At 36.0% G+C, this 21875-nt stretch carries 24 protein-coding genes; 18 read left to right on the top strand and 6 right to left on the bottom strand.

The annotated features are described in order from the left end of the window. Nucleotides 1-4: 4 nt before the first annotated feature. The 5 genes from G6534_RS10415 to G6534_RS12320 all read left to right on the top strand — a co-directional run bounded on the left by G6534_RS10415 (nucleotide 5) and on the right by G6534_RS12320 (nucleotide 3397). Nucleotides 5-751 (top strand): DUF1129 family protein, encoded by a 747-nt coding sequence (locus G6534_RS10415; protein ID WP_182082787.1) that lies wholly within the window; start codon nucleotides 5-7, stop codon nucleotides 749-751. A gap of 131 nt (nucleotides 752-882) precedes the next feature. Continuing rightward, nucleotides 883-1539 (top strand): ArsR/SmtB family transcription factor, encoded by a 657-nt coding sequence (locus tag G6534_RS10410; protein WP_182082786.1) that lies wholly within the window; start codon nucleotides 883-885, stop codon nucleotides 1537-1539. A 117-nt stretch (nucleotides 1540-1656) separates the two neighbouring features. Then, on the top strand, nucleotides 1657-2598 hold the full coding sequence (gene trxB, locus G6534_RS10405; protein WP_182082785.1) for a thioredoxin-disulfide reductase: 942 nt from the start codon (nucleotides 1657-1659) through the stop codon (nucleotides 2596-2598). A gap of 14 nt (nucleotides 2599-2612) precedes the next feature. Next, nucleotides 2613-3263 carry a DsbA family oxidoreductase gene (locus G6534_RS10400; protein WP_182082784.1) on the top strand — a complete coding sequence of 217 codons (651 nt, stop codon included), beginning with the start codon at nucleotides 2613-2615 and terminating at the stop codon, nucleotides 3261-3263. Continuing rightward, nucleotides 3263-3397 carry a hypothetical protein gene (locus G6534_RS12320; RefSeq protein WP_275266783.1) on the top strand — a complete coding sequence of 45 codons (135 nt, stop codon included), beginning with the start codon at nucleotides 3263-3265 and terminating at the stop codon, nucleotides 3395-3397. Before G6534_RS10400 ends, G6534_RS12320 begins: the two co-directional genes overlap by 1 nt. 43 nt (nucleotides 3398-3440) lie before the next feature. Here G6534_RS12320 and G6534_RS10395 read toward each other — a convergent pair whose 3' ends face one another. Beyond that, nucleotides 3441-3638, bottom strand: a complete 198-nt coding sequence (locus G6534_RS10395; RefSeq protein ID WP_059075241.1) for a hypothetical protein — start codon at nucleotides 3636-3638, stop codon at nucleotides 3441-3443. A 104-nt stretch (nucleotides 3639-3742) separates the two neighbouring features. On the opposite strand from G6534_RS10395, the gene G6534_RS10390 reads away from it, so the two are divergent. The 10 genes from G6534_RS10390 to G6534_RS10345 all read left to right on the top strand — a co-directional run bounded on the left by G6534_RS10390 (nucleotide 3743) and on the right by G6534_RS10345 (nucleotide 13001). Continuing rightward, complete coding sequence (locus tag G6534_RS10390; protein ID WP_010018006.1) at nucleotides 3743-4429, top strand: response regulator transcription factor; 687 nt, start codon at nucleotides 3743-3745, stop codon at nucleotides 4427-4429. A gap of 2 nt (nucleotides 4430-4431) precedes the next feature. Beyond that, nucleotides 4432-5529, top strand: coding sequence for a sensor histidine kinase (locus tag G6534_RS10385; protein ID WP_182082783.1), 1098 nt, complete (start codon nucleotides 4432-4434; stop codon nucleotides 5527-5529). Between the two features lie 16 nt (nucleotides 5530-5545). Continuing rightward, nucleotides 5546-6784 (top strand): D-alanyl-D-alanine carboxypeptidase family protein, encoded by a 1239-nt coding sequence (locus G6534_RS10380; protein ID WP_182082782.1) that lies wholly within the window; start codon nucleotides 5546-5548, stop codon nucleotides 6782-6784. A gap of 12 nt (nucleotides 6785-6796) precedes the next feature. After that, the gene (locus G6534_RS10375) at nucleotides 6797-8326 is read left to right on the top strand and encodes a UDP-N-acetylmuramoyl-L-alanyl-D-glutamate--2,6-diaminopimelate ligase (RefSeq protein WP_182082781.1); all 1530 of its coding nucleotides are present in this window, start codon (nucleotides 6797-6799) and stop codon (nucleotides 8324-8326) included. A gap of 3 nt (nucleotides 8327-8329) precedes the next feature. Next, nucleotides 8330-9067 (top strand): aspartate/glutamate racemase family protein, encoded by a 738-nt coding sequence (locus G6534_RS10370; protein WP_182082780.1) that lies wholly within the window; start codon nucleotides 8330-8332, stop codon nucleotides 9065-9067. Nucleotides 9068-9138: 71 nt separating this feature from the next. Continuing rightward, nucleotides 9139-9696 carry a hypothetical protein gene (locus tag G6534_RS10365; RefSeq protein ID WP_182082779.1) on the top strand — a complete coding sequence of 186 codons (558 nt, stop codon included), beginning with the start codon at nucleotides 9139-9141 and terminating at the stop codon, nucleotides 9694-9696. A 536-nt stretch (nucleotides 9697-10232) separates the two neighbouring features. Next, complete coding sequence (locus G6534_RS10360) at nucleotides 10233-11111, top strand: metal ABC transporter solute-binding protein, Zn/Mn family (protein ID WP_182082778.1); 879 nt, start codon at nucleotides 10233-10235, stop codon at nucleotides 11109-11111. A 2-nt stretch (nucleotides 11112-11113) separates the two neighbouring features. Beyond that, nucleotides 11114-11779 carry a metal ABC transporter ATP-binding protein gene (locus G6534_RS10355; RefSeq protein WP_182082777.1) on the top strand — a complete coding sequence of 222 codons (666 nt, stop codon included), beginning with the start codon at nucleotides 11114-11116 and terminating at the stop codon, nucleotides 11777-11779. A gap of 1 nt (nucleotide 11780) precedes the next feature. Next, a complete protein-coding gene (locus G6534_RS10350) occupies nucleotides 11781-12578 on the top strand; it encodes a metal ABC transporter permease (protein WP_059073954.1) in 798 nt (265 codons plus the stop codon). A 12-nt stretch (nucleotides 12579-12590) separates the two neighbouring features. Continuing rightward, nucleotides 12591-13001, top strand: coding sequence for a GtrA family protein (locus G6534_RS10345; RefSeq protein WP_010018018.1), 411 nt, complete (start codon nucleotides 12591-12593; stop codon nucleotides 12999-13001). A 77-nt stretch (nucleotides 13002-13078) separates the two neighbouring features. On the opposite strand, the gene scrK is transcribed toward G6534_RS10345, so the two are convergent. From scrK to G6534_RS10325, 4 genes are all read right to left on the bottom strand, one after another. Continuing rightward, complete coding sequence (scrK, locus tag G6534_RS10340) at nucleotides 13079-13960, bottom strand: fructokinase ScrK (RefSeq protein ID WP_059073955.1); 882 nt, start codon at nucleotides 13958-13960, stop codon at nucleotides 13079-13081. Between the two features lie 183 nt (nucleotides 13961-14143). Beyond that, nucleotides 14144-15754, bottom strand: coding sequence for a putative polysaccharide biosynthesis protein (locus G6534_RS10335; RefSeq protein WP_182082776.1), 1611 nt, complete (start codon nucleotides 15752-15754; stop codon nucleotides 14144-14146). 24 nt (nucleotides 15755-15778) lie between these two features. Then, nucleotides 15779-16150 carry a DUF1304 domain-containing protein gene (locus G6534_RS10330; RefSeq protein ID WP_182082775.1) on the bottom strand — a complete coding sequence of 124 codons (372 nt, stop codon included), beginning with the start codon at nucleotides 16148-16150 and terminating at the stop codon, nucleotides 15779-15781. A 100-nt stretch (nucleotides 16151-16250) separates the two neighbouring features. Next, nucleotides 16251-16562 carry a nucleoside triphosphate pyrophosphohydrolase gene (locus G6534_RS10325; RefSeq protein WP_059073958.1) on the bottom strand — a complete coding sequence of 104 codons (312 nt, stop codon included), beginning with the start codon at nucleotides 16560-16562 and terminating at the stop codon, nucleotides 16251-16253. A 505-nt stretch (nucleotides 16563-17067) separates the two neighbouring features. Here G6534_RS10325 and G6534_RS10320 point away from each other — a divergent pair. Continuing rightward, nucleotides 17068-17421 (top strand): hypothetical protein, encoded by a 354-nt coding sequence (locus tag G6534_RS10320; RefSeq protein WP_182082774.1) that lies wholly within the window; start codon nucleotides 17068-17070, stop codon nucleotides 17419-17421. Nucleotides 17422-17552: 131 nt separating this feature from the next. Continuing rightward, nucleotides 17553-19031 carry an IMP dehydrogenase gene (gene guaB, locus G6534_RS10315; RefSeq protein ID WP_182082773.1) on the top strand — a complete coding sequence of 493 codons (1479 nt, stop codon included), beginning with the start codon at nucleotides 17553-17555 and terminating at the stop codon, nucleotides 19029-19031. Between the two features lie 72 nt (nucleotides 19032-19103). Here guaB and G6534_RS10310 read toward each other — a convergent pair whose 3' ends face one another. Then, a complete protein-coding gene (locus tag G6534_RS10310) occupies nucleotides 19104-20489 on the bottom strand; it encodes an amino acid permease (RefSeq protein ID WP_182082772.1) in 1386 nt (461 codons plus the stop codon). A gap of 170 nt (nucleotides 20490-20659) precedes the next feature. On the opposite strand from G6534_RS10310, the gene G6534_RS10305 reads away from it, so the two are divergent. Beyond that, nucleotides 20660-21823, top strand: coding sequence for a MalY/PatB family protein (locus G6534_RS10305; protein WP_182082771.1), 1164 nt, complete (start codon nucleotides 20660-20662; stop codon nucleotides 21821-21823). Nucleotides 21824-21875: the final 52 nt, after the last annotated feature.

Below are 21875 nucleotides of genomic sequence, written 5' to 3'. Positions count from 1 at the left end.
AAAAATGTCAGAGGATTTAAGAGAAAAGAATAAGCAAGCTTCTGAAAAGCAAAAAGTTGCTTCAGCTAAGAATGAAAGAAAAGAAGAAATTAAAGCGGAAATCTATAATGCTAGTGCAGATGATTTGCGTAAAAAATTGAGTAATAAAAATGCTGAATATATTTTTAAACTCAATAAATATTTGATGGAAGATGGTTTCAAAGAAGACGAAGCTAAAGAAGCTATCGATAAATTGCTTCCAGAAATCGTTGATAATCAAATCAAAGGGATTCCAGCTAACCAACTTTATGGTCCAGTAACTCAAAGAGCTAAAGATATTGTTCATCCAACTAAGAAGCCTAAAGTGACACCATTCTGGGCTTCATGGATCGACACATCATTATTATTCTTTGCTCTATTTGGCGTTTTGTACGGAATCGTTGCTTTGACAACAAAGAAACCTGATCCAAATAATCAAACAGGTATCATTACTTTGATTGTCTTATCTGCTATGTGGGGTGCATTGTTAACATGGTTCAACAACCAAATGAAACGTCCTAAGTCAGAACGTCCCGGTTGGGGAATTACGATTGGATATTTGGTCGTTGGTTTAGCCTTCATGTTTATTTTCTTGGCAGCCATGACTGCTGTACCTACATCAATTAACCCAGCTCTTAATGCAATTGGATACTTCATTGCTGCAGTAGTAGCTTACGGAGTTCGTTTCTTCTTCCGTCGCACTATGGGTATTCATGATCGTTCATTCGTATAAAAGTTACCTAAAAAAACTTCAGTGTAGACTGAAGTTTTTTTTGTAGTAGTTAATTGACAAAAACAAAATTTCCATTAGAATTAAAGCATTCAATCAATTAGTTAAATAGTATGCTTGAAAGGTGGTATTTTATGAATCAAGCAGCAGATGAATATAAGAACAGTCTTTATTCTGAATTGAGCAAGATAGGTAAAGGCTTGTCGAGTGATAAGCGATTAGAGATTTTAGATTTGTTGTCGCAGAGTCCCAAAACCGTAGAATCATTGGCTAGACAGTCAGGTATGAGCATCGCTAATACATCTAGGCATTTGAAAACGTTGCGTGATGCTAATTTAGTTATCAATATTAAAAAGGGTAACTTTGTAGTTTACCAGTTAGCCTCTAAACAAGTAGAACAACTATTTTATCTATTGCGTGATGTTGGTGAAAGTCAGTTATTAGCTATGAAACAGATTCAACAAAGCTTCGACATTACAGAACAAGTTAAGACTTTAGATTTATCAACAGCTATCAAGTTGTTGAGTCGAGATGACGTGCAGTTATTGGATGTTAGACCAGAAGACGAGTTTCAAGCGGGACATATTAAAGGGGCTATCAACATTCCAATGGATCAATTGTCAGAACAAGTTGAAAAAATAGATCCAAAAAAAGATGTGATCGTCTATTGCCGTGGTCACTTGTGTGCTTTGACGAATCAGGCTACTAGATTATTAAATGAGCAAGGTCGTCACGCTTATAGTTTAAATGAAAGTTATTACGATTGGCGCGAGTTTGTCGCTCAACAATAAACATCACTTATAGAAGTGGTGTTTTTTTGTTGCTTTTGGATTGACAAAAGAAAAAGTCATGTTAATATTTAACTATTCAATTAATTAGTTGAATAGATTTGGGCAGGAGGGAAGAAAATGTCTCAAAATTATGATGTCATCGTAATCGGTGCTGGTCCTAGTGGAATGACTGCTGCTTTATATGCTTCAAGAGCCAATTTAAAAGTAGCAATGCTTGATCGGGGGATTTATGGTGGTCAGATGAACAATACGGCCGAGATTGAAAATTATCCTGGCTTTGAAAATGTTTTAGGACCAGATTTGTCAGAAAAAATGTATAAGAGTTCGCAACAATTTGGAGTTGAATTTTTGTACGGAGATGTAGAAAAACTAGAAGTTGACGGTGAGGGTCTTAAACATCTTTATACAGACAATGGTGAATTAACGGCGATGGCAGTTATTATTGCGACCGGTTCACAACCTAGAAAACTAGGTATTACTGGTGAAGAAGAATTTAGTGGTCGAGGCGTTTCCTACTGTGCAGTCTGTGATGGAGCTTTTTACAAGAATAAAAATGTAACAGTTGTCGGTGGTGGAAATTCTGCTATTGAAGAAGGCTTATATTTGGCTAATGTAACTGATGACGTCAATGTAGTTCATCGTCGTGATCAATTACGAGCTGAGAAGTTATTGCAAAATAGGGCTTTTAAAAATGATAAGATGAACTTTACTTGGAACAGTCAAGTTACTGAAATTGTCGGTGATGATAGAAAAGTTACCGGGGTGAAGGTTCACAATAAAGAAACCAATGAAGACAGAATTGTCCCAACTGAGGGAGTATTCATTTATGTCGGAACAGAACCAATGACGAAAGCCTTTAGAAATTTGGGTATCACTGATGAAAAAGGTTGGATTAAAACTGATGAGGATATGAAAACTAATATCGCTGGAGTTTACGCCGTTGGAGATGTAAGACAAAAACATTTGCGTCAAATTACTACTGCTGTAGGTGATGGTGGAATTGCAGCTCAAGAAGCATTCAACTATTTGGAAAGTTTAAAAGACGTAGCTACAGATTAAAGGAGAAATAAATTATGGAAATTAAATATTGGTCAGATATCGCATGCCCATTTTGTTACATCGGTTCAACGAGAATGAAAAAGGCTTTAAAAGAAATGAATATTTATGATGAAACACCCTTGGAATTCAAATCGTTTCAACTAGATCCAACTCTACCTAAAACTACTAAGGAAAATATGCTTGATCATTTTTCTAAGGGTCATGGGATGACAAAACAACAAGCTAAGGCACAAATTGAACAAATTTCGCAAATGGGTGCAAGTGATGGATTGAAGGTCGATTTGCTAAATGCTATTCCTACTAATACTGAAGATGCTCATCGATTGATCAAATTAGCTGATTCTAAAAATGATGAGGCGCTAACAGAAAGAGTAATCGATGCTTTTTACCAAGTTTACTTTAGTAATGGTGAATCTATTGCTGATCATGACGTGTTAACTAAAGCAGCTACTGAAGCTGGATTAGATGGACAAGAGGTTAGTTCAGTTTTAAGTGACAATAAATATCTAAAAGAAGTTCGTGCTGATGAAATAGAAGCTCAACAATTAGGCATTCATGCAGCACCATTCTTTGTTATTAACAACAAGTATGGCATCTCTGGAGCACAACCTTACGAAGTTATGCTTGATGCTTTAAAGAAAATTGAAACAGGAGCAGTGAAATAATGGATAAAGACGAGAAGAAAACTCCAGTATTTGAAACTTTAGGCAGTGACGAGAGTGCAGTCTGTGGACCAGATGGCTGCAATATTCAAGCACATCGAGATAAAGAGAAAAATCAAGACAAGAAAACGAAATAGTAATAATGGCCTTGCTGGAAAATACCAACAAGGCCATTATTTGTTATTTAACTCTGAAAAACTGTACTAGACCGTACAATCCATATCCCCCAGCAGCAGCTTGCAAAATCGTCATGATCAAACCAACTTTACTCAAATCGATATTTCGGTCAAAGTGGATTTCATATTGAACAAAAGCGATAATTGCAATCGAAAAAATTATGATCAATAAGAACTTCATTCTCTTTTTTAAGTATTCCATGGAAGCTCACTTTCTTAGTGTGATTAGTAATCTAGTTACATCTTATTGTATAATACTAACTAGTTGTAGACTTGTAAATATATGTACGCTTGAGAGGTTTAAAAATGAAAATCTTAGTGGTTGATGATGATAAAGAAATTGTAGAGCTACTCAGCATTTATATTAAAAATGAAGGTTATGAACCTATTGCAGCTAATTCTGGACAAGAAGCTTTGGACCAATTGGCAGCACACAGTGACATTGCCTTGATGGTTCTGGATATTATGATGCCTGGTATTGATGGAATTGAAGTCGTTAAGCGAGTTCGGAAAGATTCGCAAATTCCGATTATTATTGTTTCAGCAAAAACGACCGATATGGATAAGATACAAGGTCTTATTACTGGTGCGGACGATTATGTCACGAAACCATTCAATCCTTTGGAAATTATGGCTAGAATTCGTTCATTATTGCGTCGTAGCAATCAACAAGCAACCAAAAATGTACCTGATAAACTAGAAGTTGGACCAATTACCATTTATAAGGATTCGCATGAAGTCGTTACAGATTCTGGACAAAAAGTTCAATTAACGGCTCTAGAGTTTGGGGTACTTTACTTATTAGCAAGTCACCCTAATCGAGTCTTTTCTGCCGATGAAATTTTTGAACGTGTTTGGAAACAAGAAAGCGTTGTTTCTGCCAAAACAGTTATGGTTCACGTCAGTCACTTGCGGGACAAACTAGAAGAAGCTACAAATGGTGAAAAAGTTATCGAAACCGTTTGGGGCGTCGGCTATAAAGTGGAGGTTTGATTTTGAATAAACGAATCAAACTGAATGCAAAAGAAAAAGGTGTCCTCCTTTTTGAAGGAATAGGCACCTTTCTTTTATTTCAGATAATAAATGCAATCATAATTGGTAGTCTTGGTAAAAATAATTTCGTACTGAATTTACAAAATAATTGGTCATTGTTGACGAATAAACTTTGGGCCATTATCGTAGTTTTAATTATGGAAATAGCTTTGACTGCAGCTATTGTTTTGAGTACTTTCCATAAGATGGAGCTTGAACAAATCAAACAAATTTTGCACAAAGCGGCTATTGATGACCAGACTAAACAAGTCCAAACAAAGGTTAATCCTAGTTTACAAGGTATTATTGAGAGCTTTAATTTATTGATTTTAAATATGGATCAACATGCTGAAGAACAACGTCAATCTGAAAAGAGTAAAGATGAATTGATCAGTAATGTCAGTCACGATATTAGAACGCCATTGACTTCGGTAATTGGTTATTTGGGATTGATTGAAGGTAAGAATTTCAATGATCTGAATCAAATTTTAAAATACACGCATATTGCTTATAAAAAGTCGTTAGAGATGCAAAATCTTGTCAATTCACTCTTTGAATTTGCCAATGTTCAACATGCAACGAGTCGTTTGAAGATGACTAAATTCGATATGGCTCAAATGTTAGATCAGCTGTCAGCTGACTTTGAATTAGAAGCTAACAAACGAGGGATGGAAATTATCGTTAATTCCACGCCTGATAAAATCATGATGCAAGGTGATACCGAAAAATTAGGCCGAGTCTTTAATAATTTGATCATGAATGCTTTAAAGTACGGAAAAGGTGCGACACATATTTGGCTAAATGCTGAACAAAAAGAACAAGAAGTGGTCGTTACAGTTGCTAACAATGGCCAACCAATCCCTAAAGACTCTTTGAAACACGTTTTTGATCGTTTTTATCGAGTGGAAGATTCTCGTTCTAAGAAGACTGGTGGTACTGGACTCGGTTTAGCAATTGCTCAAAGCATGGTTCAACTACACGGTGGTACAATAGCAGTTACTTCCGATAAGGAAAAGACCGCATTCGTTAGTCATTTTCCAATTTCGAAATCGAAAGATTGATTTGAGAGGTTTATTTATGAAAGGTTTCGCAAAGAAATTCATGTTGGTAATGTCAGTTTTTATTTTGACGTTACCAATTTTTACATCAGAGGCTACTGCCGCAACGTTTACTCAACCAGAACTAGAATTGAATGCTAGTGCCGGAATGATTTTTGATGAGAACAGTGGACAAATTGTCTATTCTAAGAATCCAGCAGAGAAATTAGCCATAGGTTCAATTACTAAGATTGTTACGTTGTATTTAGTAACTAAAGCTATCAAAGACGGTAAAATTTCCGAATCAGATTTAGTAACGCCAACACAAGAAGAAGCCGATATGACACAAGATAATGAGTTGACTAATGTCCGGTTGGATGCAGATAAGTCTTATTCAGTTAAAGATCTTTACAATGCAGCCTGGATAGTTTCTTCCAATTCGGCCGCTATGATGTTAGCTGGAAAAGTTGCTGGGACTCAGGCTAAATTTGTCAAAATGATGCGTAAAACGGTAAAAAATTGGGGTATCAAAGATGCCGAATTATACAATGCTTCTGGTTTGAACAATTCCGATTTGAAGACTGACATGTATATTGGACCAACTGATGGCGAAAATAAACTGTCTGCCAATGATATCGGTGTTATCGTTAAGCACGTTTTGGATCAATATCCAGAAATCCTTCAGACAACTTCAAAAACAAAATTATCATTCCCAATTGATAACGAAATTAAAACGTATGATACTTTGAATTTTCTATTAAAAGGTCAGCGCGACTATCAAGAGGGCTATGAATTTGACGGCTTAAAGACTGGTACGACTGAGCAAGCTGGTGAATCCTTCGTGGGAACTTTGCCAATGGATAATACAAGATTAGTAACAATCGTCTTGAATGCCCAAGGTGAAGACAATGATAACGATAAACGTTTCCGCTCTACTCAAAAATTAGTGCACTACGTAAAAGATAATTTTGAACGCAAAGAAGTTATCCAAAAAGATAAAAGTATAAAAATAAATAACAAAAAATATAAAACTTATGAACCTGTTTATGTTTGGTTGCCTAAAAACTCTAATATTGAAAATTTACGTTATACTGTAAGTAGTGACGACTTAGGTTTTACTGCAATCCACAATAAACAAACGGTAAAATTGATTGCCACGAACACTAACAGTGGTTATCTTCCGTTTAAAAAGGCAGATGTTAGAAAAAAGATACATAAGGAGACAAACCAGAAATCTTGGTGGGATCAAATCGTAGAATTTTTTAACCATTTATTTTAGGAGTGTGAAAGAATGAGTTTGAAAATAAGTAAAGCTATAGAGATTTTGAAGAAACATGATTTACTGGTTTCTAGTTCAGTTAGTGACGATAGTCTTGAAGTAACTAATATTAGTTACAATTCTAAAGAAGACCAAACCAATGGAATCTTCTTCTGTAAAGGAAATAAGTTCAAGGCTGAATACTTAGATCAAGCCATTAAGAATGGTGCCAAAATTTATGTTTCAGAAAAAGAGTACAACAAAGATATCGATCGTCTAATTGTTAAGAGTGCTTCAAAGGCTTTGGCTCTATTGAGTTCAGAGTACTTCGGCAATCCTCAAAACGACCTCTTCATTGTTGCATTCACAGGAACTAAGGGTAAGACAACAACATCATACTTTACATATGATATTTTGAAGAATGCTTATCCTAAACAAGTTGGTCTATTTTCAACTGTTGATCGTATTGTGGGACCAGGTCCAAAAGATGAATTTAAGTCAGATTTAACGACTCCAGAATCATTGGATCTTTTCCACGATATGAGAACTTGCGTTGACAACGGTATTAAATATCTTGTCATGGAAGTATCATCACAAGCTTATAAGAAGAATCGAGTTTATGGATTGAAATTCGATATAGGTGGATTTTTGAATATCACTCCCGACCATATCGGACCTAATGAACATCCAACTTATGCTGACTACTTAAATTGCAAGAAACAATTAATGGTCAACTCCAAAGTAAATATCATTAATCGTCAAACTAACGATTACGATACAGTCTATGCGGCTGCCAAAGAGACTAGCCCAGACAAAGATATTTATCGCTTTGCTAAAAATGAAGTTGGTGATACTGATTTCAGTATTCGCAACAAAGAATCTAATTTGAATGATTCAGTCTTTACTTATACTGCTGAAAGTGACAAGGCTGAAGATTTACAAGAACATGGTGAATATACTTATCAACTAGGTTTAGTTGGTGATTTCAACGAATTGAATGCAGGAGCTGCTATTACAGCTGCTAAGATTATGGGCGTTGACAACGAGGTAATCGCCGATAGTCTAAAAAAAGCATTCGTCCCGGGGAGAATGGAACACATTAATACCAAGTCTCACGGGACCATCTTTGTAGATTATGCGCACAACTACGCTAGTATGAATGCTTTATTAAGCTTTTTAAGACGCGAGTATCCAAGTTCAAAGATTAAGGTTGTTGTTGGTGGCACCGGTGATAAAGGAGTTTCCAGAAGAGCTGGATTTGCTCAAGTTTTGACTGAATCAGCTGATGAAGCAATTTTAACGACAGATGACCCTGGATTTGAGGATCCAGCAGACATTTGCAAACAAATTGATGAAAAAATAGATCATACTAAGGTCAAAGTTAAGACAATCCTAGATCGTCCTAGCGCTATCAAAGATATGATTGAACACAGTTCTGGCGATGACATTGTTGTTTTAGCTGCTAAAGGGAATGACCCTTATCAAAAAATTAAAGGGGTCGATGTACCTTATGCAAGCGATCCAGTAGTCGCTAAGAAAATTTTGAATGACATTGAGGGTTAGAACATGAAAAAATTCTTTACAGTAATCGGTGGTATGGGTAGTTTAGCCACTGAAAGTTATGTGCATTTGTTGAATGAAAAAACACCTACTAAAAAAGATCAAGATTACTTAGATTATATTTTAGTCAATCATTCAACCGTTCCTGATCGGACAGCACATATCCTTGATCACAGTAAACCTAGCTTTTTGCCTCCATTAGCTGAGGACATTAAGCAACAAAGTTTGTTGAAGCCGGAATTCATGGTAATTATTTGTAATACTGCTCATTATTACTATAAAGAATTGCAAGCTGTTACTGATATTCCAATTATTCATATGCCACATATGGCTATCAGCATGATTGAAAAAAAATACCCTAAAGCTAAAAAAGTTGGCTTGATTGCTACTAAAGGTACGATTGCCGATCATGTTTACGAAAATGAAATTAAAGATGCTGGTTACGAATACAGTCTTGGTGACCAGTCAGTGCAAGATGAAGTTGAAAGTTTGATTTACGATGATATTAAAGTTAAAGGAGCGGTCAACGCACCTAAATTTCATCATATCTTACAGACTATGCATGATAAATTTGATTGTGATGTAATTGTATTGGGTTGTACTGAATTATCTTTGGCCCAAGAAAAGGCGCCTGATCATCCTTATCAAGTTATTGATAGTCAAGAAGTTATCGTTGATAAATCAATTGAATTCGGCGAAAAAATCCGTCGTGGTGAAAAAATCGATTTTGATAAGATTTATTAATGTTTCACGAGAAACATTGCTTACCTTTTTATACGTTCGCTATAATGGCAAATGTATAAGGAGGTATTTTTATGTTTAAGAGATTATCTATCGTAACATTGGCTTTATCTGGTCTTTTATTAGCCGGCTGTACTAGTCAACAATCAACTGACTTGAAGAGCAATAAAGGCGATAAGACTGAACAAACACCAAGCAATACTCCCCAAAAATCGACTAAATCAAATAAAACTACGAAATCAACAAAAGCAACTGATGAGACAAGTTCACCAGAAAAAGAAGATACTAGTAATGGGTCTGATTCCAATCAAACACAAAGCAACCAAAATCAGCAGGATCAGACGACTAATCAAACAACGACTGACCAGACTCAAAATCAAACTGACAGTCAACAAACCCAAGATCAAACTCAACAATCGGTTAATTTAACAACTGCACAAGAAGCGGTTGAATTTTTGGCTGATAAGTTAAGTTCGACTTACGACAAATCAACGACTCAATACGTTGCTAATGGCAAAGTCACTTGGGATGATGTTACAGGTTATCAAATTAATATTTATAGCAAGAATTCCGATTCACCAGCAGGCAGTTATTTAGTTCCAACTAACGGCCAATACTTCCAAATCTGGTAATCGCACTAACTTGCCTTTAGAATAATAATTAGTTATATTCTTAAGAGGTCGGTTCAAAACTTATGTTTTGTTCGGGCCTCTATTTTAGTGGGATAATTGTTGGATAGAGGGATGCCGTCGTCCGTTCTGCTTTGTGGACGCTGGAACGTACTGGGCACAACTTTAAGCCAATTCCAAAATCGGGAACTGTCTTAAAGCTTGGCCTTTCACTAAGCGATAAATCGTTAAGTGAAATTTCAGTACTGAGCATCCACAAAGCTGCCACTACCGACTAGATAACGTCTTTTATTTGTTACTTCAGTGATAAAAAAATAGAACCACTATCTAGTCCGGAATAGCAAAGAAAATTGGCTCAGTAGTGAAATTATTCTTAGCAACTTGTTGCTTAGAATAAGGCCGAGTTTTGAGATTTTGCGCACTTGGTTTATGCAAAAGCTCAAAATCGTGCCCACTACGTTCCAGCCAAATTTTCTTTGCTATGGAGGACGGAATCTTAACGGTAATTCAACTTAAAAAAGAATTATAGGGGAAAATGAATGCGAAAAAGAAATGTACTATTATTAGTTTTGTTTTCGCTACTAATATTTGTAGGTGGGTGTGGTCATAAAACTACATCTGATAAAAAAATTATTACGACAACTGTCAATACATACACGGAACCATTGAAGAGTGTCGTCGGGGATAAATATCATGTGGAATCGATTATTAAGTCGGTCAACGTTGATCCACATAGTTTTTCGCCATCTAGCAATGATGCTAAGCAAGTCGCTGATTCACGGTTAATCGTTGCCAGTGGATTAGGCTATGATGATTGGGTCGAAAAAATCGTCACGGCTAATAGTCAGGATAAAAACCTGATTGATTTTTCTCGAGATGTTTTGCATAAGCAAGATGGTGACAATGAACACGTCTGGTTCGGAGTTAAAAATGTGCAAAAACTCAGTCAAGCAGTGGCTCAACATATGAGTCAGGTCGATCCGAAAAATAAAGCTTACTATCAAGCTAACTTTAAGAAATATAAATTAAAATTAGATGGCTTAGTCAAAAGAGAGGCCAAGTTAAAACAACAAACCGCTGGTAAGAAGGCCTATGTGACTGAACCATTGCCATATTATTTGTTGAAGGATTTAGGAATAAGTATTGCTAATCCTCACTTTGCTAAAGCAGTCGAAGAAGATACCGACCCATCAATTGAGGATATCAAGAATATGGAAGACGGTTTGAGACATCATAAAGTGAGTTTTTTAGTTGTTAACAAACAAGTTACTAGTGGTATTATCACTAAAATGACTAATTTAGCTAAAAAAAATAAAGTTCCAATTATTTATTTCACCGAAACTTTACCGAGTGATTTAGGATATTATGAGTGGATGAATGGCAATCTATCTCAAATCGAAAGGATAGTGAAGGAATAACTGTGATTGAAGCAAAGAATTTAACTAAACGTTTTGGCAAGCAACTAGTTTTTAAAGATGTTGATTTTACCATTAACGATGGAGATTTCATCAGTTTGATTGGTCCTAACGGTTCGGGTAAAACGACGTTAGTTAGAATCATGATGGGACTTGAGAAGAAGACTAGTGGCGAATTGAAAATTAACCACAAACATATCGGTTATGTGCCTCAATTCAGAAATATCGATTTGGATTATCCTTTAAATATTGAGCAGTTCGTCCGTTTAAATTTGAAATTTACACTCAGTCCCAAACAACGTAAAGCTGATAATGAATTGATCAAAACAATTTTGACCAAGACCAAGTTGACTCATTTAAAAGATCGTCCATTAGGATTAGCTTCTGGTGGTGAAAAACAAAAAGCCTATTTGGCACAAGCTTTATTGAATGATCCAAAAATTTTGATTTTGGATGAATCAACAGCCAGTCTAGACGTTGAAGTGAAGATGCAATTGATGGATTTAGTTGCTGAATTAAATCAAAAATATAACCTAACGGTAATCTTTATCACTCATGATTATGAATTGACGAAGAAATATACAACTAGAGCGTTATTCTTTGAAGACAAGACTCTTAAAGAAGTTAAGGTCAGCGACGTTTCTGAAGATATGTTCGAGATGGGGAGTTAAAATGTTTGAATATGAATTTATGCGTGAAGCCTTTATTGCCAGCACTTTTATCGCTATAACGGCTGGATTAGTTGGGGTCTTCGTCGTATCAAGAAATATGTCATTTCTGTCGCATACCTTGTCAGAAATTGGTTTTGCTGGGGCTTCATTTGGAATCCTCGTTGGCATTTCACCATTAGCCGGAATGATTTTGTTTACTTTGGTCAGTTCGATTGCTGTCGGTAGTTTGAGTAGCGAATCTTCAAGACGTGAAGCATCAATCAGTGCGATTTCGTCATTATTTATTGGTTTAGGAATTTTATTTTTATCGTTATCATCGGAATCGAGTAGTTATGCGACGAATATCTTGTTTGGTAGTATCGTCGGAATCAGTTCCAAAGAGGTTCAGCAATTGATGATTTTGGCATTATTTGTCATTTTTGTCTTTATTATTTTCTATAAACCGCTCGCTTTTGACTCATTTGACCATATTGGGGCTCGTGCGGCCGGTTTAAAGACTCGATTACTTTCGATAGCCTTTTTAGTAACTTTGGCTCTCAGCGTTAGTATCGGCGCCCAAATTGTTGGGTCGTTATTAGTCTTTGTTTTATTGACTCTGCCAGGAGCAACGGCTAAATATGTTGTTCATACGGTACCTAAATTGATTATGGTGTCGGTAGGTTTGTCGTTAGCAGGAGTTTGGTTGGGCTTATATTTAGCATTCGTAACCAATTGGCCAGTAACATTCTTTATTTCTGGCTTTGAAGTGATTGCTTATTTCTTAGGACTAAGCTATAAAAATTGGAAATTAAACCATTAAGGATATGTATAAATGATAAAAGAATTGTGGAGTAAATATAAAGATGCGATTCCCTATTTATTTTTCGGAGTCTTAACAACCGTAGTAAATTATGTAGCCTTTGCTTTATTGTGGCGCGTTTTGAATATGAATTCTCAAATTGCAAATGCAATTGCCTATGTGATTTCAGTTCTATTTGCTTATGTCACGAATAAGTTATGGGTCTTTAATTCTCATACCAAGACTTGGAAAGCCTTCTTCCAAGAAATGGGATCATTCTTCTTGTTCAGAGGTGGATCTTGGGTGTTTGACCAAGGTACGATGTTTATCGGAATGGTTTTACTACACGGCAATGGCTTTATCGTAAAAATTATTGCCAATGTTGTAGTTGTTTTACTGAACTATATTTTTAGTAAGTTTATTATTTTTAGAAAAAGAAATTAAGACGTATTTTTCAAGAAATATATTATAGAAAATAAAAAAATTCTCACTAGAATTAATCTAGTGAGAATTTTTGATTTCTAATCTTGGAAAGCATTTAATTCACGAATAGCCAAGGCGAAATCACCTAGTGTAGCTGAACCATTGTTCTTAACTACTGGCATTGTGATGTATTTGTCTAATTCTGGAACTTCAACATAGTCATTGAGTAATTCCTTAAATTGAACACGAACTTTGTCTAAGAATGTTTCACTGACAACACCGCCACCGAAGACGATCTTGTCGGGACGAAGAATCAAGGTAACTTGAATAGCAGCTTGAGCAACGTAGTAGGCCATGATATCCCAAACATGGTCAGTCAATGGAACGTCCTTACCAGGTTTACCTAAACGAGCATCAAATGTTGGTCCGGCAACCAAACCTTCAAGACAGTCACCGTGGAATGGGCAAATTCCCTTGAAATCTAGGTCATCAGGGTGACGTTTTAAGAAAGTGTGACCCATTTCAGGATGACCGACATTACCGATAAATTTACCATCAGCAATTGCACCAGCTCCCACACCAGTACCGATTGTGTAGTAAACCAATGAATTGATCTTTTCGTTAGATAGAGTTGACATTACGTATTCGCCATAAGCTGAACCGTTAACGTCAGTTGTCCAAAACATTGGTACATTTAATTCTTTCTTCAAGGCACCGACAAAATCAGTATCTTTCCAACCTGGCTTAGGTGTTGAAGTGATGTAACCATATTTTGGTGAATTCTTACGTTGTTCGATTGGTCCAAATGAAGCAATACCGAGAGCTTCGATATCGAATTGTTTGAAATAATCGATTGTTTTTCTTAATGTTTCCTCAGGTGTTGTTGTTGGGAAATGAACACTATCCTTGATACGGTAGTCTTCGTCACCAACAGCACAAACAAATTTTGTTCCGCCTGCTTCAATACTTCCTACTAGCAAAATAAATATCTCCTTGGCAATTAATAGTAATCGTTTGCAATAAGTAATACAATACTATTTTTTATTTTTGACGTCAAATAAGATTGTTTATTGATAAAAAATTATTAATAAATAAAAAAGGTATTGTTAGAACGTTGCAATGTTTGCAGTTGTTCTAACAATATCTTTTGTAATAATTTTAGATTAATAAATCTTAGTATCACGAATATCTTTTAGAATACTCAATGATCCATCTTTATAAGCTAAGAAGCCATAAACGGCTACACCGATCAAACCACAGATAATGATGACAATGATGGCACCAATCTTAGTAGCGTCAGAAATTACTTTGACGATAAAGAAATTAGCTATGGCAACTACAAGTAACATCACAACTCCATCAAGAAGAATTCGGAACAATTTCTTACCCAATTCTTTATTGACGATTTGGAATTGCTTGTTGATTAGTCTGAAAGCAAAGTATGACATCAGAATGAAGGCAATAGCAGTAGCAGTAACCGGTCCATAAACTCCTAAACTAACTGTTAGTGGTACTTGTAAAATCATCTTAATAATGTAAGCAAATGCTAAGTAGACTAATGACTTTCTAACATGATGTGTAACTTGGAGAATGTTTTCCAAAATCATGAACAAACAATAGAAGAAAGCTTCAACACAAGAAACGATCAAGACTTTAGAACCGAGGATGCTTTGGTCATAGAAGACGAAAACAGTCCATAGTTGACGACTGATAGCCATCATTCCAAAAGTAGCAGGCAAAATAATGAAGAACGTGAATTGAACGATATTTTGCATTAATTTTTGAACAGTTTTTAGACCAGTTTTACGAGTGATCATAGCGGATAACGCTGGTATAACGGAGGCTGAAACAGAAATTGCCAAGGAAACTAGCACCATAATCAATTTGTTGGCTTGGAATCCAAACATCGCATACAAGTCATCGATTGTCTTTTGGCTGGCGTGTAAGATCAATTCGTAAATCCAAGTAAAAGTCGTTTGGTCGAACAATTGTAAAACGGTCATAATTGTATCAACTAATAAGAATGGAATAGCTGAACGCAACATTGAACTGAAACTGATTTCTGGACCATTTTCTTTAACGTCATCACTAGGTTTAATGTCAGGAATAGTGACTGTTTTTCTAACCCGAACACGAATCCACAAGAGGAATATGTAAGCTAAGGTTGCCCCAATGAATGAAGCCAAAGTCGATTGGTTAACGGCTGCCATATAGCTACCTTTTTGCAATATCATGATTGTGTAAGTTGCATAAAGCATGTAAGCTACACGAGCAATTTGTTCGATAACTTGTGAAAAGGCTGAATAAGAAATAAAGGCATATCCTTGAATGTAACCACGCAAAATTCCAAGAGCTGGAATAATTAGCATTGCGATACTCAAATATTTAATTGGCGTTACAACACGCATATCGCCGGCAGCCAGAACAATTGCCACATATTTAGCTCCGAAGAACATAATGAATGCTAAAACGATTCCGACTAGGGACATATAAATTGTATATTTTTTGAAGAGCTTCTCACTTTGGTCAAAGCGACCCAAAGCATTGTGAGCGGCAACTTCTTTTGAAATAGCCGAAGGAATTCCAGCTGTAGCAATGATCAAGAAAAGGTTATAAATATTGTAAACTTTCCCATACAAAGCGTTCGCTGCACCAACAGCTACCGGGCCAATCCAAAGATTCCAAGGAATGATATAGACGACCGAAAGTATTCTTGAAAGAATCCCACTGATAGAAATCCAGAGAGAACTCTTGAGTAATGAATCTTTTTTCATTTTGTTTTCCATTCTGTATAAAAATTACTTATAAAAAATAGCTACTAAAACTAAAGCTATTAAAGCTGGTAAACCTTGTAAAAATAATATTTTCTTTGTGGCTGTAAAAGCGCCATAAATAGCGACGCCGATAACGTAGAGCAACATCAAAATAAGAATGGTTCTTAAAACTGCTCCAGTAAAGAATAAGATCATCAATAACATTAAAACGCCAAATAGGCCGTTATAAATACCCTGATTAGCTAAAGCTATTTTAGCATGTGAATCTTTAACGAATTCGACAGGCATATCGAAAGCATTGGCTTGAACTTCAGGCTTGGCAAACATTTCAATGCCGGCAATGCCGATATGCTCCAAAGCCACCAATGCGACTATAAATAAAGTTAAAATTTGCATTTTTTCTTCTTCCTATTAATGGTATAGAACTATATTATACTGTTTTTCAACGTTGTACAAATCGTATTTAAACAATAAAAAAAGAAGAACCATAAGTACTTTACGATTCTTCATTGTTGTTTATCATAACAAATTTTTGCGAAAAATTACCCTTTTGATTGATTTTCGCTTGGCGCAAACTGTCCATTTCTTCATAATTTATTGAAGCATCAGTCAAAATAGCACGAATAACTTCTTCAAGATCCCCTAATTCTTCAACAAGATTGGCGCGCGATTGAGCGTTTTGGACTTCTTTAGCTTCTTCAACGATTTTATGTCGCAAAGATAGACGATAATCTTCATTGGAAAGAACTTCAAATTCGGCATTATCGGCGAGAATGTCCGGTATTTTATCTCTAACTAATTTCTTCATAAATAAAAATCTCCCTATAACATTTGAGTTCTTTCTTAGATTAGATTGGTGTTTCCGTCCTCCATAGCAAAGAAAATTTGGCTGGAACGTAGTGGGCACGACTTGGAGCCTTTGCTAAGCCCAAAACCGGGCAAAGTCTTCAAGCTCGGCCTTATTCTAAGCAACAAGTTGCTAAGAATAATTTCACTACTGAGCCAATTTTCTTTGCTATTCCGGACTAGATAGTGGGTATATTTTTTTAATCACTGGAGTAACAAATACGAGACGTTATCTAGTCGGGAGTGACAGCTTTGTGAATGCCCAGTATATTCCAGCGTCCACAAAGCTTCACTTACGATGGTAATTTATCAATTTAAATTAAAGAAAGAACTATATTTGTTTGTAAAAAATCTTACCATGAAGATACGAAACCGCCAAATCAAAAGTCATAAGCGCATTGATTGATAATAATAATATTGTCATGATATCATTTATTTAAATAAAAATATAAAAAGTGTTGATTATTATGAGTCTATCAAATGTATTAGTAACAGAGATATATGGCGGGGTACTATTATTTGTTATAGCGGGTATTATTATTGTGTTATTCATAAATGATTTTATTCGTAAAAGGATGGTCTTTGCTTGTGAAGCGGCGTTACGTGATCAAGAGAAGATTTCACAAATTTCAGTCGATAATGAAACGGCTGAATATTTGAGACGAAATAATAATCATGAGCTACATCGAATCGATGAAATGATTTCTAAAAAAGACGATATAATTCGATATAAATTGTGTCTCAAAAAAAGAAGTTTTGATTTTTATTTGAGAAAACAGAATTTATGGAATTATAAAGTTATTGCGATAAAAATGTATTAAAAGGCTTGTCGTTATGACGATAAGTCTTTTTTTCTTTCACAAACTTTGATTGACTATAATAAAAAAATCGGCTACCATGTTTATAAATTTTATCTACTAATAGGTAAAAACAAATACTTAGGAGGAAAATCATGTCGGCATGGGATACAAAATTTGATAAAAAGGGATTCACGTTTGATGACGTCTTACTAATTCCAGCGGAGAGTCACGTTTTACCAAACGAAGTAGATTTATCAGTTCAATTGGCTAAGAATATTAAATTAAACACTCCAATTTTGAGTGCAAGTATGGATACAGTTACCGAAGCACCAATGGCCATCGCAATGGCACGTCAAGGTGGATTAGGTGTTATTCACAAGAATATGAGTATTGAACAACAAGCTGACGAGGTTTCAAAAGTTAAGCGCTCAGAAAATGGTGTCATTATTGACCCAATTTACTTAACTGCAGATGACGAGGTTGCTCAAGCAGAAAAGTTAATGAGTACTTATCGTATCAGCGGTGTGCCAATCGTTAACAACACCAATGATCTAAAATTAGTTGGTATTATTACTAACAGAGATTTACGTTTCATTACTGACTATTCTGTAAAAATCGGAACAGTTATGACTAGTGAAGAATTAGTTACTGCACCAGTTGGTACTTCTCTAAAAGAAGCAGAACAAATTCTTCAAAAACATCGTATTGAAAAACTTCCTTTGATCGATAAAAACGGTCGTTTGGGTGGTTTAGTAACAATTAAAGATATTGAAAAAGTTAAAGAATTTCCTAACGCTGCCAAAGATAAGTATGGTCGTTTGTTAGTTGCGGCAGCTGTTGGTGTAACTAGTGATACTTTTGAATGTGCTGAAGCTCTTTTAAATGCTGGTGCTGATGCAATTATTATCGATACAGCTCACGGTCATTCAGCTGGTGTTCTTAGAAAAATCGGTGAAATCAGAGCTAAGTTCCCAGAAGCTACTTTGATTGCTGGTAACGTCGCTACCGCTGAAGGTACTAAAGCTCTTTACGATGCTGGTGTTGATGTTGTTAAAGTTGGTATCGGACCTGGTTCAATTTGTACAACTAGAATCGTTGCCGGTGTTGGTGTTCCTCAATTAACTGCTGTTTATGATGCTGCTAGTGTAGCTCATGAATATGGCAAGACAATTATCGCCGATGGTGGTATCAAGTATTCAGGTGATATCGTTAAAGCTCTAGCTGGTGGTGGTAACGCCGTTATGCTTGGTTCAATGTTAGCTGGTACTGATGAAGCACCTGGTGACTTTGAAATTTATCAAGGTCGTCGTTTCAAGACTTATCGTGGAATGGGTAGTTTAGCTGCCATGTCCCATGGTTCATCTGATCGTTACTTCCAAAGTGGTGTAAATGAAGCTAACAAGTTAGTTCCAGAAGGTATCGAAGGTCGTGTCGCTGCCAAAGGTGCTGTTGGCGATGTAATTTATCAACTACTTGGTGGATTGCGTTCAGGTATGGGCTATGTTGGTGCTCACAACTTGAAGGAATTACAAGATGCACAATTTATTCAAATTTCTAACGCTGGATTGAGAGAATCACATCCACATGACGTTACAATTACTAAAGAAGCTCCTAACTATTCAGTTAAATAATTACTTCAGAAAAATAATAGAGGGTATTACTAGAATTGCAGTATATTGCAATCTAGTAATACCCTCTTTTTTTTATTTTTCATTACTATGTCTAAAACTATAACCAAAGTAAATTACTAAACCAACCGCAGTCCAGATGGCGTACATTTTCCACGTGAAACTTTGCAATTGGGTCATTAAATAGACACAAGCGGCAAAGGAGATCAATGGAAAGACGGGATAGAAGGGTACTCGAAAGGCTGGCTTTAAACCTTTGGTGTTTTTACTGTGACGCAAGAAGATGACACCGACTGATGTAACTGAGAAAGCTAGTAATGTTCCGATGTTGACTAATTCGGTGATTTTATCGATGGGAACAACGGCAGCTACGGTTGCGGCAACTAATCCTACCAAGAAAGTACTACTTACAGGAACACCTTGTTTGCTCAAATGATTGAATTTTTTAGGTAATAAGCCATCACGACTTAATGAAAAAATCAGACGTGTTCCACCATAGATAACTACTAGTAATACGGTTGTCATACCCATGATGGCACCTAGTGAAACGATTCCGGAAATCCAATTTAAGTTTAATAAGTTCAAAGCGTGAGAAACTGGATCGGCGACATTTAACTGTTTGTAATTAACGGCACCAACTAGAACTAATGATACTAAACTATATAGGATAGCGACGATTAATAGTGAAGCGATGATTCCAATTGGCATATTGCGTTTAGGATTTTTAACTTCTTCACTCGCAGAGGACACGACATCAAATCCTAAGAAGGCATAGAAAGCAACTGCGGCCCCACGGCCAATCCCACCAACTCCAAAAGGAAGAAATGGATTGTAATTCTTAGGTTTTACATAAAAGACCGTTACGGCTACGAACAACAGAATAACGAAGATTTTGACGTAAACCATGATCGTGTTGACTTTCATCGATTCATTCAAACCTTGTAGTAAAAGAACAGTCGCGATTAAAACGATGATAAAGGCAATCAGGTCAAATCTTCCACCGGTATTTCCAGCAGTTCCAGGAGCTGACTGTAAGGCTTTGGGAAGATTGATACCAAATCCTGCCAAAAGGTTTCTGAAATAAGCTGACCAACTGACAGCAGTAGAAGAGGCCGCAAATAAGTATTCAGAAATTAGGGACCAACCAACGATCCAAGCGATAATTTCACCGTAAACGGAATAAGAGTAAGTATAGGCACTACCAGCTAGAGGAATTGTAGATGAAAATTCGGAATAACAAAAGGCAGCACCGATACAAACTAAAGCTGCCAATAAATACGTTAAGATGACCCCAGGTCCAGCATAGTTGGCGGCAATAATTCCGGGTGTGATAAAGATACCAGACCCTACAATGACACCAACCCCCATGATAATGAGGTCTTTGGCACCAAGAGTTCGATTTAGAGTTTGCTCATGTAATAAATCATTGACGATATCTTTTTTCCGAAAGAGTGAAGACATAGATTGAGACACTTCCTAAACATTTAGTAGTATCATTATGACATTTTGAAAGTTAAAATTACAGTATTTTATCTAATTTGATTACAAAATATTTAATCAAGCCCGTGAGCTTTCGATATTTTTCGAAATAATGATACTATTTGGTTAACGAATAAGAAGGGGTGGAATTAATGCAATTTAATTTTGATAAAATCAATGATCGTCGCAACGCTAATTCTAGTAAGTGGCAGGTGAAGGAACACGAATTACCAATGTGGGTCGCTGATATGGATATTCAAACAGCGCCAGCTATCATCGAAGCAATGCACAAGGATGCTGATCGTGGGATTTTTGGTTATCAATACGTCCCTGATGAATACTATCAAGCTGTGGCTAGTTGGTACAAAGAAGAACACAATTTTGAACCAGATTTAGATTGGTTGGTCTTTAGTAACGGCGTTATGCCTAGCATTGGATCAATTTTGCGTCATTTGACTGATTTAGGCGACAATGTTTTGTTACAAGAACCTAATTACAATTCGTTTTTTAACGCAATTACTAGCAATGGTCGTCATATCGTCAACAGTGAATTGGATTATCAATATGGCAAGTACAGTATTAATTGGAAAGATTTGGAAAAGAAGCTATCTGATCCACAAACTACAGCTATGATTGTTTGCAATCCTCATAATCCTGCTGGAATTATTTGGGATAGAGAGACTTTGACAAGAATCGGCAAACTGGCTAATAAATATGATGTCTTAATTATTTCTGATGAAATTCACGGTGACGTTACAATGCCAGGTTATGATTATGTACCATTTGCTTCCTTGGATGAAGAAGTTACTCAAAACAGTATTTCGTTAGTATCTCCAAGTAAGACTTTCAATTTGGCAATTTTACACGCTGCTACCTTGTTCATACCTAATGCTAAATTACGTCAAAAAGTTGAGCATGCAATCTCAGTTGACGGAATCAGTAGTCCTGGTATTATGTCGATGGATGCCTCAATTGCAGCTTACACAGAAGGTCATGAATGGTTGACAGAACTTCGCCAATACATTCAAAAGAACCGTGAGTACGTTGAAGATTTTGCTAAGAAAAATATTCCTGATATTAAAGTATTACCAGCTCAAGCAACTTATCTAGCTTGGATCGACTGCTCGAAGTTAACTGACAAGTCAGATGAATTTAATCAATTCTTACGCGATAAGACTGGTTTATATTTGGCCGAAGGAACGAAATATCGTGGCAATGGTAATCAATTCTTGCGGATGAATTTGGCTACTCCAAAGAGTAATGTTGAAGATGCCATGCAACGTTTAGCAAAGGGAATCACTGAATATAAAGCTTAAAATAAAAATCCTCGTTAGATTGTAATTTTTCTTACAACCTAGCGAGGATCAT

Source organism: Companilactobacillus pabuli, assembly GCF_014058425.1.
GTDB lineage: Bacteria > Bacillota > Bacilli > Lactobacillales > Lactobacillaceae > Companilactobacillus > Companilactobacillus pabuli.
This window is presented reverse-complemented; position numbering and strand designations above follow the sequence as displayed.

What these genes read in the sequence shown, in the direction of transcription:
- guaB (WP_182082773.1), top strand. Translation starts at nt 17,553, where the DNA reads ATGTCGGCATGGGATACAAAATTTGATAAAAAGGGATTCACGTTTGAT.
- G6534_RS10325 (WP_059073958.1), bottom strand. Translation starts at nt 16,562, where the DNA reads ATGAAGAAATTAGTTAGAGATAAAATACCGGACATTCTCGCCGATAAT.
- G6534_RS10375 (WP_182082781.1), top strand. Translation starts at nt 6,797, where the DNA reads ATGAGTTTGAAAATAAGTAAAGCTATAGAGATTTTGAAGAAACATGAT.
- G6534_RS10410 (WP_182082786.1), top strand. Translation starts at nt 883, where the DNA reads ATGAATCAAGCAGCAGATGAATATAAGAACAGTCTTTATTCTGAATTG.
- G6534_RS10320 (WP_182082774.1), top strand. Translation starts at nt 17,068, where the DNA reads ATGAGTCTATCAAATGTATTAGTAACAGAGATATATGGCGGGGTACTA.
- trxB (WP_182082785.1), top strand. Translation starts at nt 1,657, where the DNA reads ATGTCTCAAAATTATGATGTCATCGTAATCGGTGCTGGTCCTAGTGGA.
- G6534_RS10350 (WP_059073954.1), top strand. Translation starts at nt 11,781, where the DNA reads ATGTTTGAATATGAATTTATGCGTGAAGCCTTTATTGCCAGCACTTTT.
- G6534_RS10370 (WP_182082780.1), top strand. Translation starts at nt 8,330, where the DNA reads ATGAAAAAATTCTTTACAGTAATCGGTGGTATGGGTAGTTTAGCCACT.
- G6534_RS10395 (WP_059075241.1), bottom strand. Translation starts at nt 3,638, where the DNA reads ATGGAATACTTAAAAAAGAGAATGAAGTTCTTATTGATCATAATTTTT.
- G6534_RS10360 (WP_182082778.1), top strand. Translation starts at nt 10,233, where the DNA reads ATGCGAAAAAGAAATGTACTATTATTAGTTTTGTTTTCGCTACTAATA.
- G6534_RS10415 (WP_182082787.1), top strand. Translation starts at nt 5, where the DNA reads ATGTCAGAGGATTTAAGAGAAAAGAATAAGCAAGCTTCTGAAAAGCAA.
- G6534_RS10365 (WP_182082779.1), top strand. Translation starts at nt 9,139, where the DNA reads ATGTTTAAGAGATTATCTATCGTAACATTGGCTTTATCTGGTCTTTTA.
- G6534_RS10400 (WP_182082784.1), top strand. Translation starts at nt 2,613, where the DNA reads ATGGAAATTAAATATTGGTCAGATATCGCATGCCCATTTTGTTACATC.
- G6534_RS12320 (WP_275266783.1), top strand. Translation starts at nt 3,263, where the DNA reads ATGGATAAAGACGAGAAGAAAACTCCAGTATTTGAAACTTTAGGCAGT.
- G6534_RS10310 (WP_182082772.1), bottom strand. Translation starts at nt 20,489, where the DNA reads ATGTCTTCACTCTTTCGGAAAAAAGATATCGTCAATGATTTATTACAT.
- G6534_RS10330 (WP_182082775.1), bottom strand. Translation starts at nt 16,150, where the DNA reads ATGCAAATTTTAACTTTATTTATAGTCGCATTGGTGGCTTTGGAGCAT.
- G6534_RS10335 (WP_182082776.1), bottom strand. Translation starts at nt 15,754, where the DNA reads ATGAAAAAAGATTCATTACTCAAGAGTTCTCTCTGGATTTCTATCAGT.
- G6534_RS10345 (WP_010018018.1), top strand. Translation starts at nt 12,591, where the DNA reads ATGATAAAAGAATTGTGGAGTAAATATAAAGATGCGATTCCCTATTTA.
- G6534_RS10380 (WP_182082782.1), top strand. Translation starts at nt 5,546, where the DNA reads ATGAAAGGTTTCGCAAAGAAATTCATGTTGGTAATGTCAGTTTTTATT.
- G6534_RS10390 (WP_010018006.1), top strand. Translation starts at nt 3,743, where the DNA reads ATGAAAATCTTAGTGGTTGATGATGATAAAGAAATTGTAGAGCTACTC.
- G6534_RS10305 (WP_182082771.1), top strand. Translation starts at nt 20,660, where the DNA reads ATGCAATTTAATTTTGATAAAATCAATGATCGTCGCAACGCTAATTCT.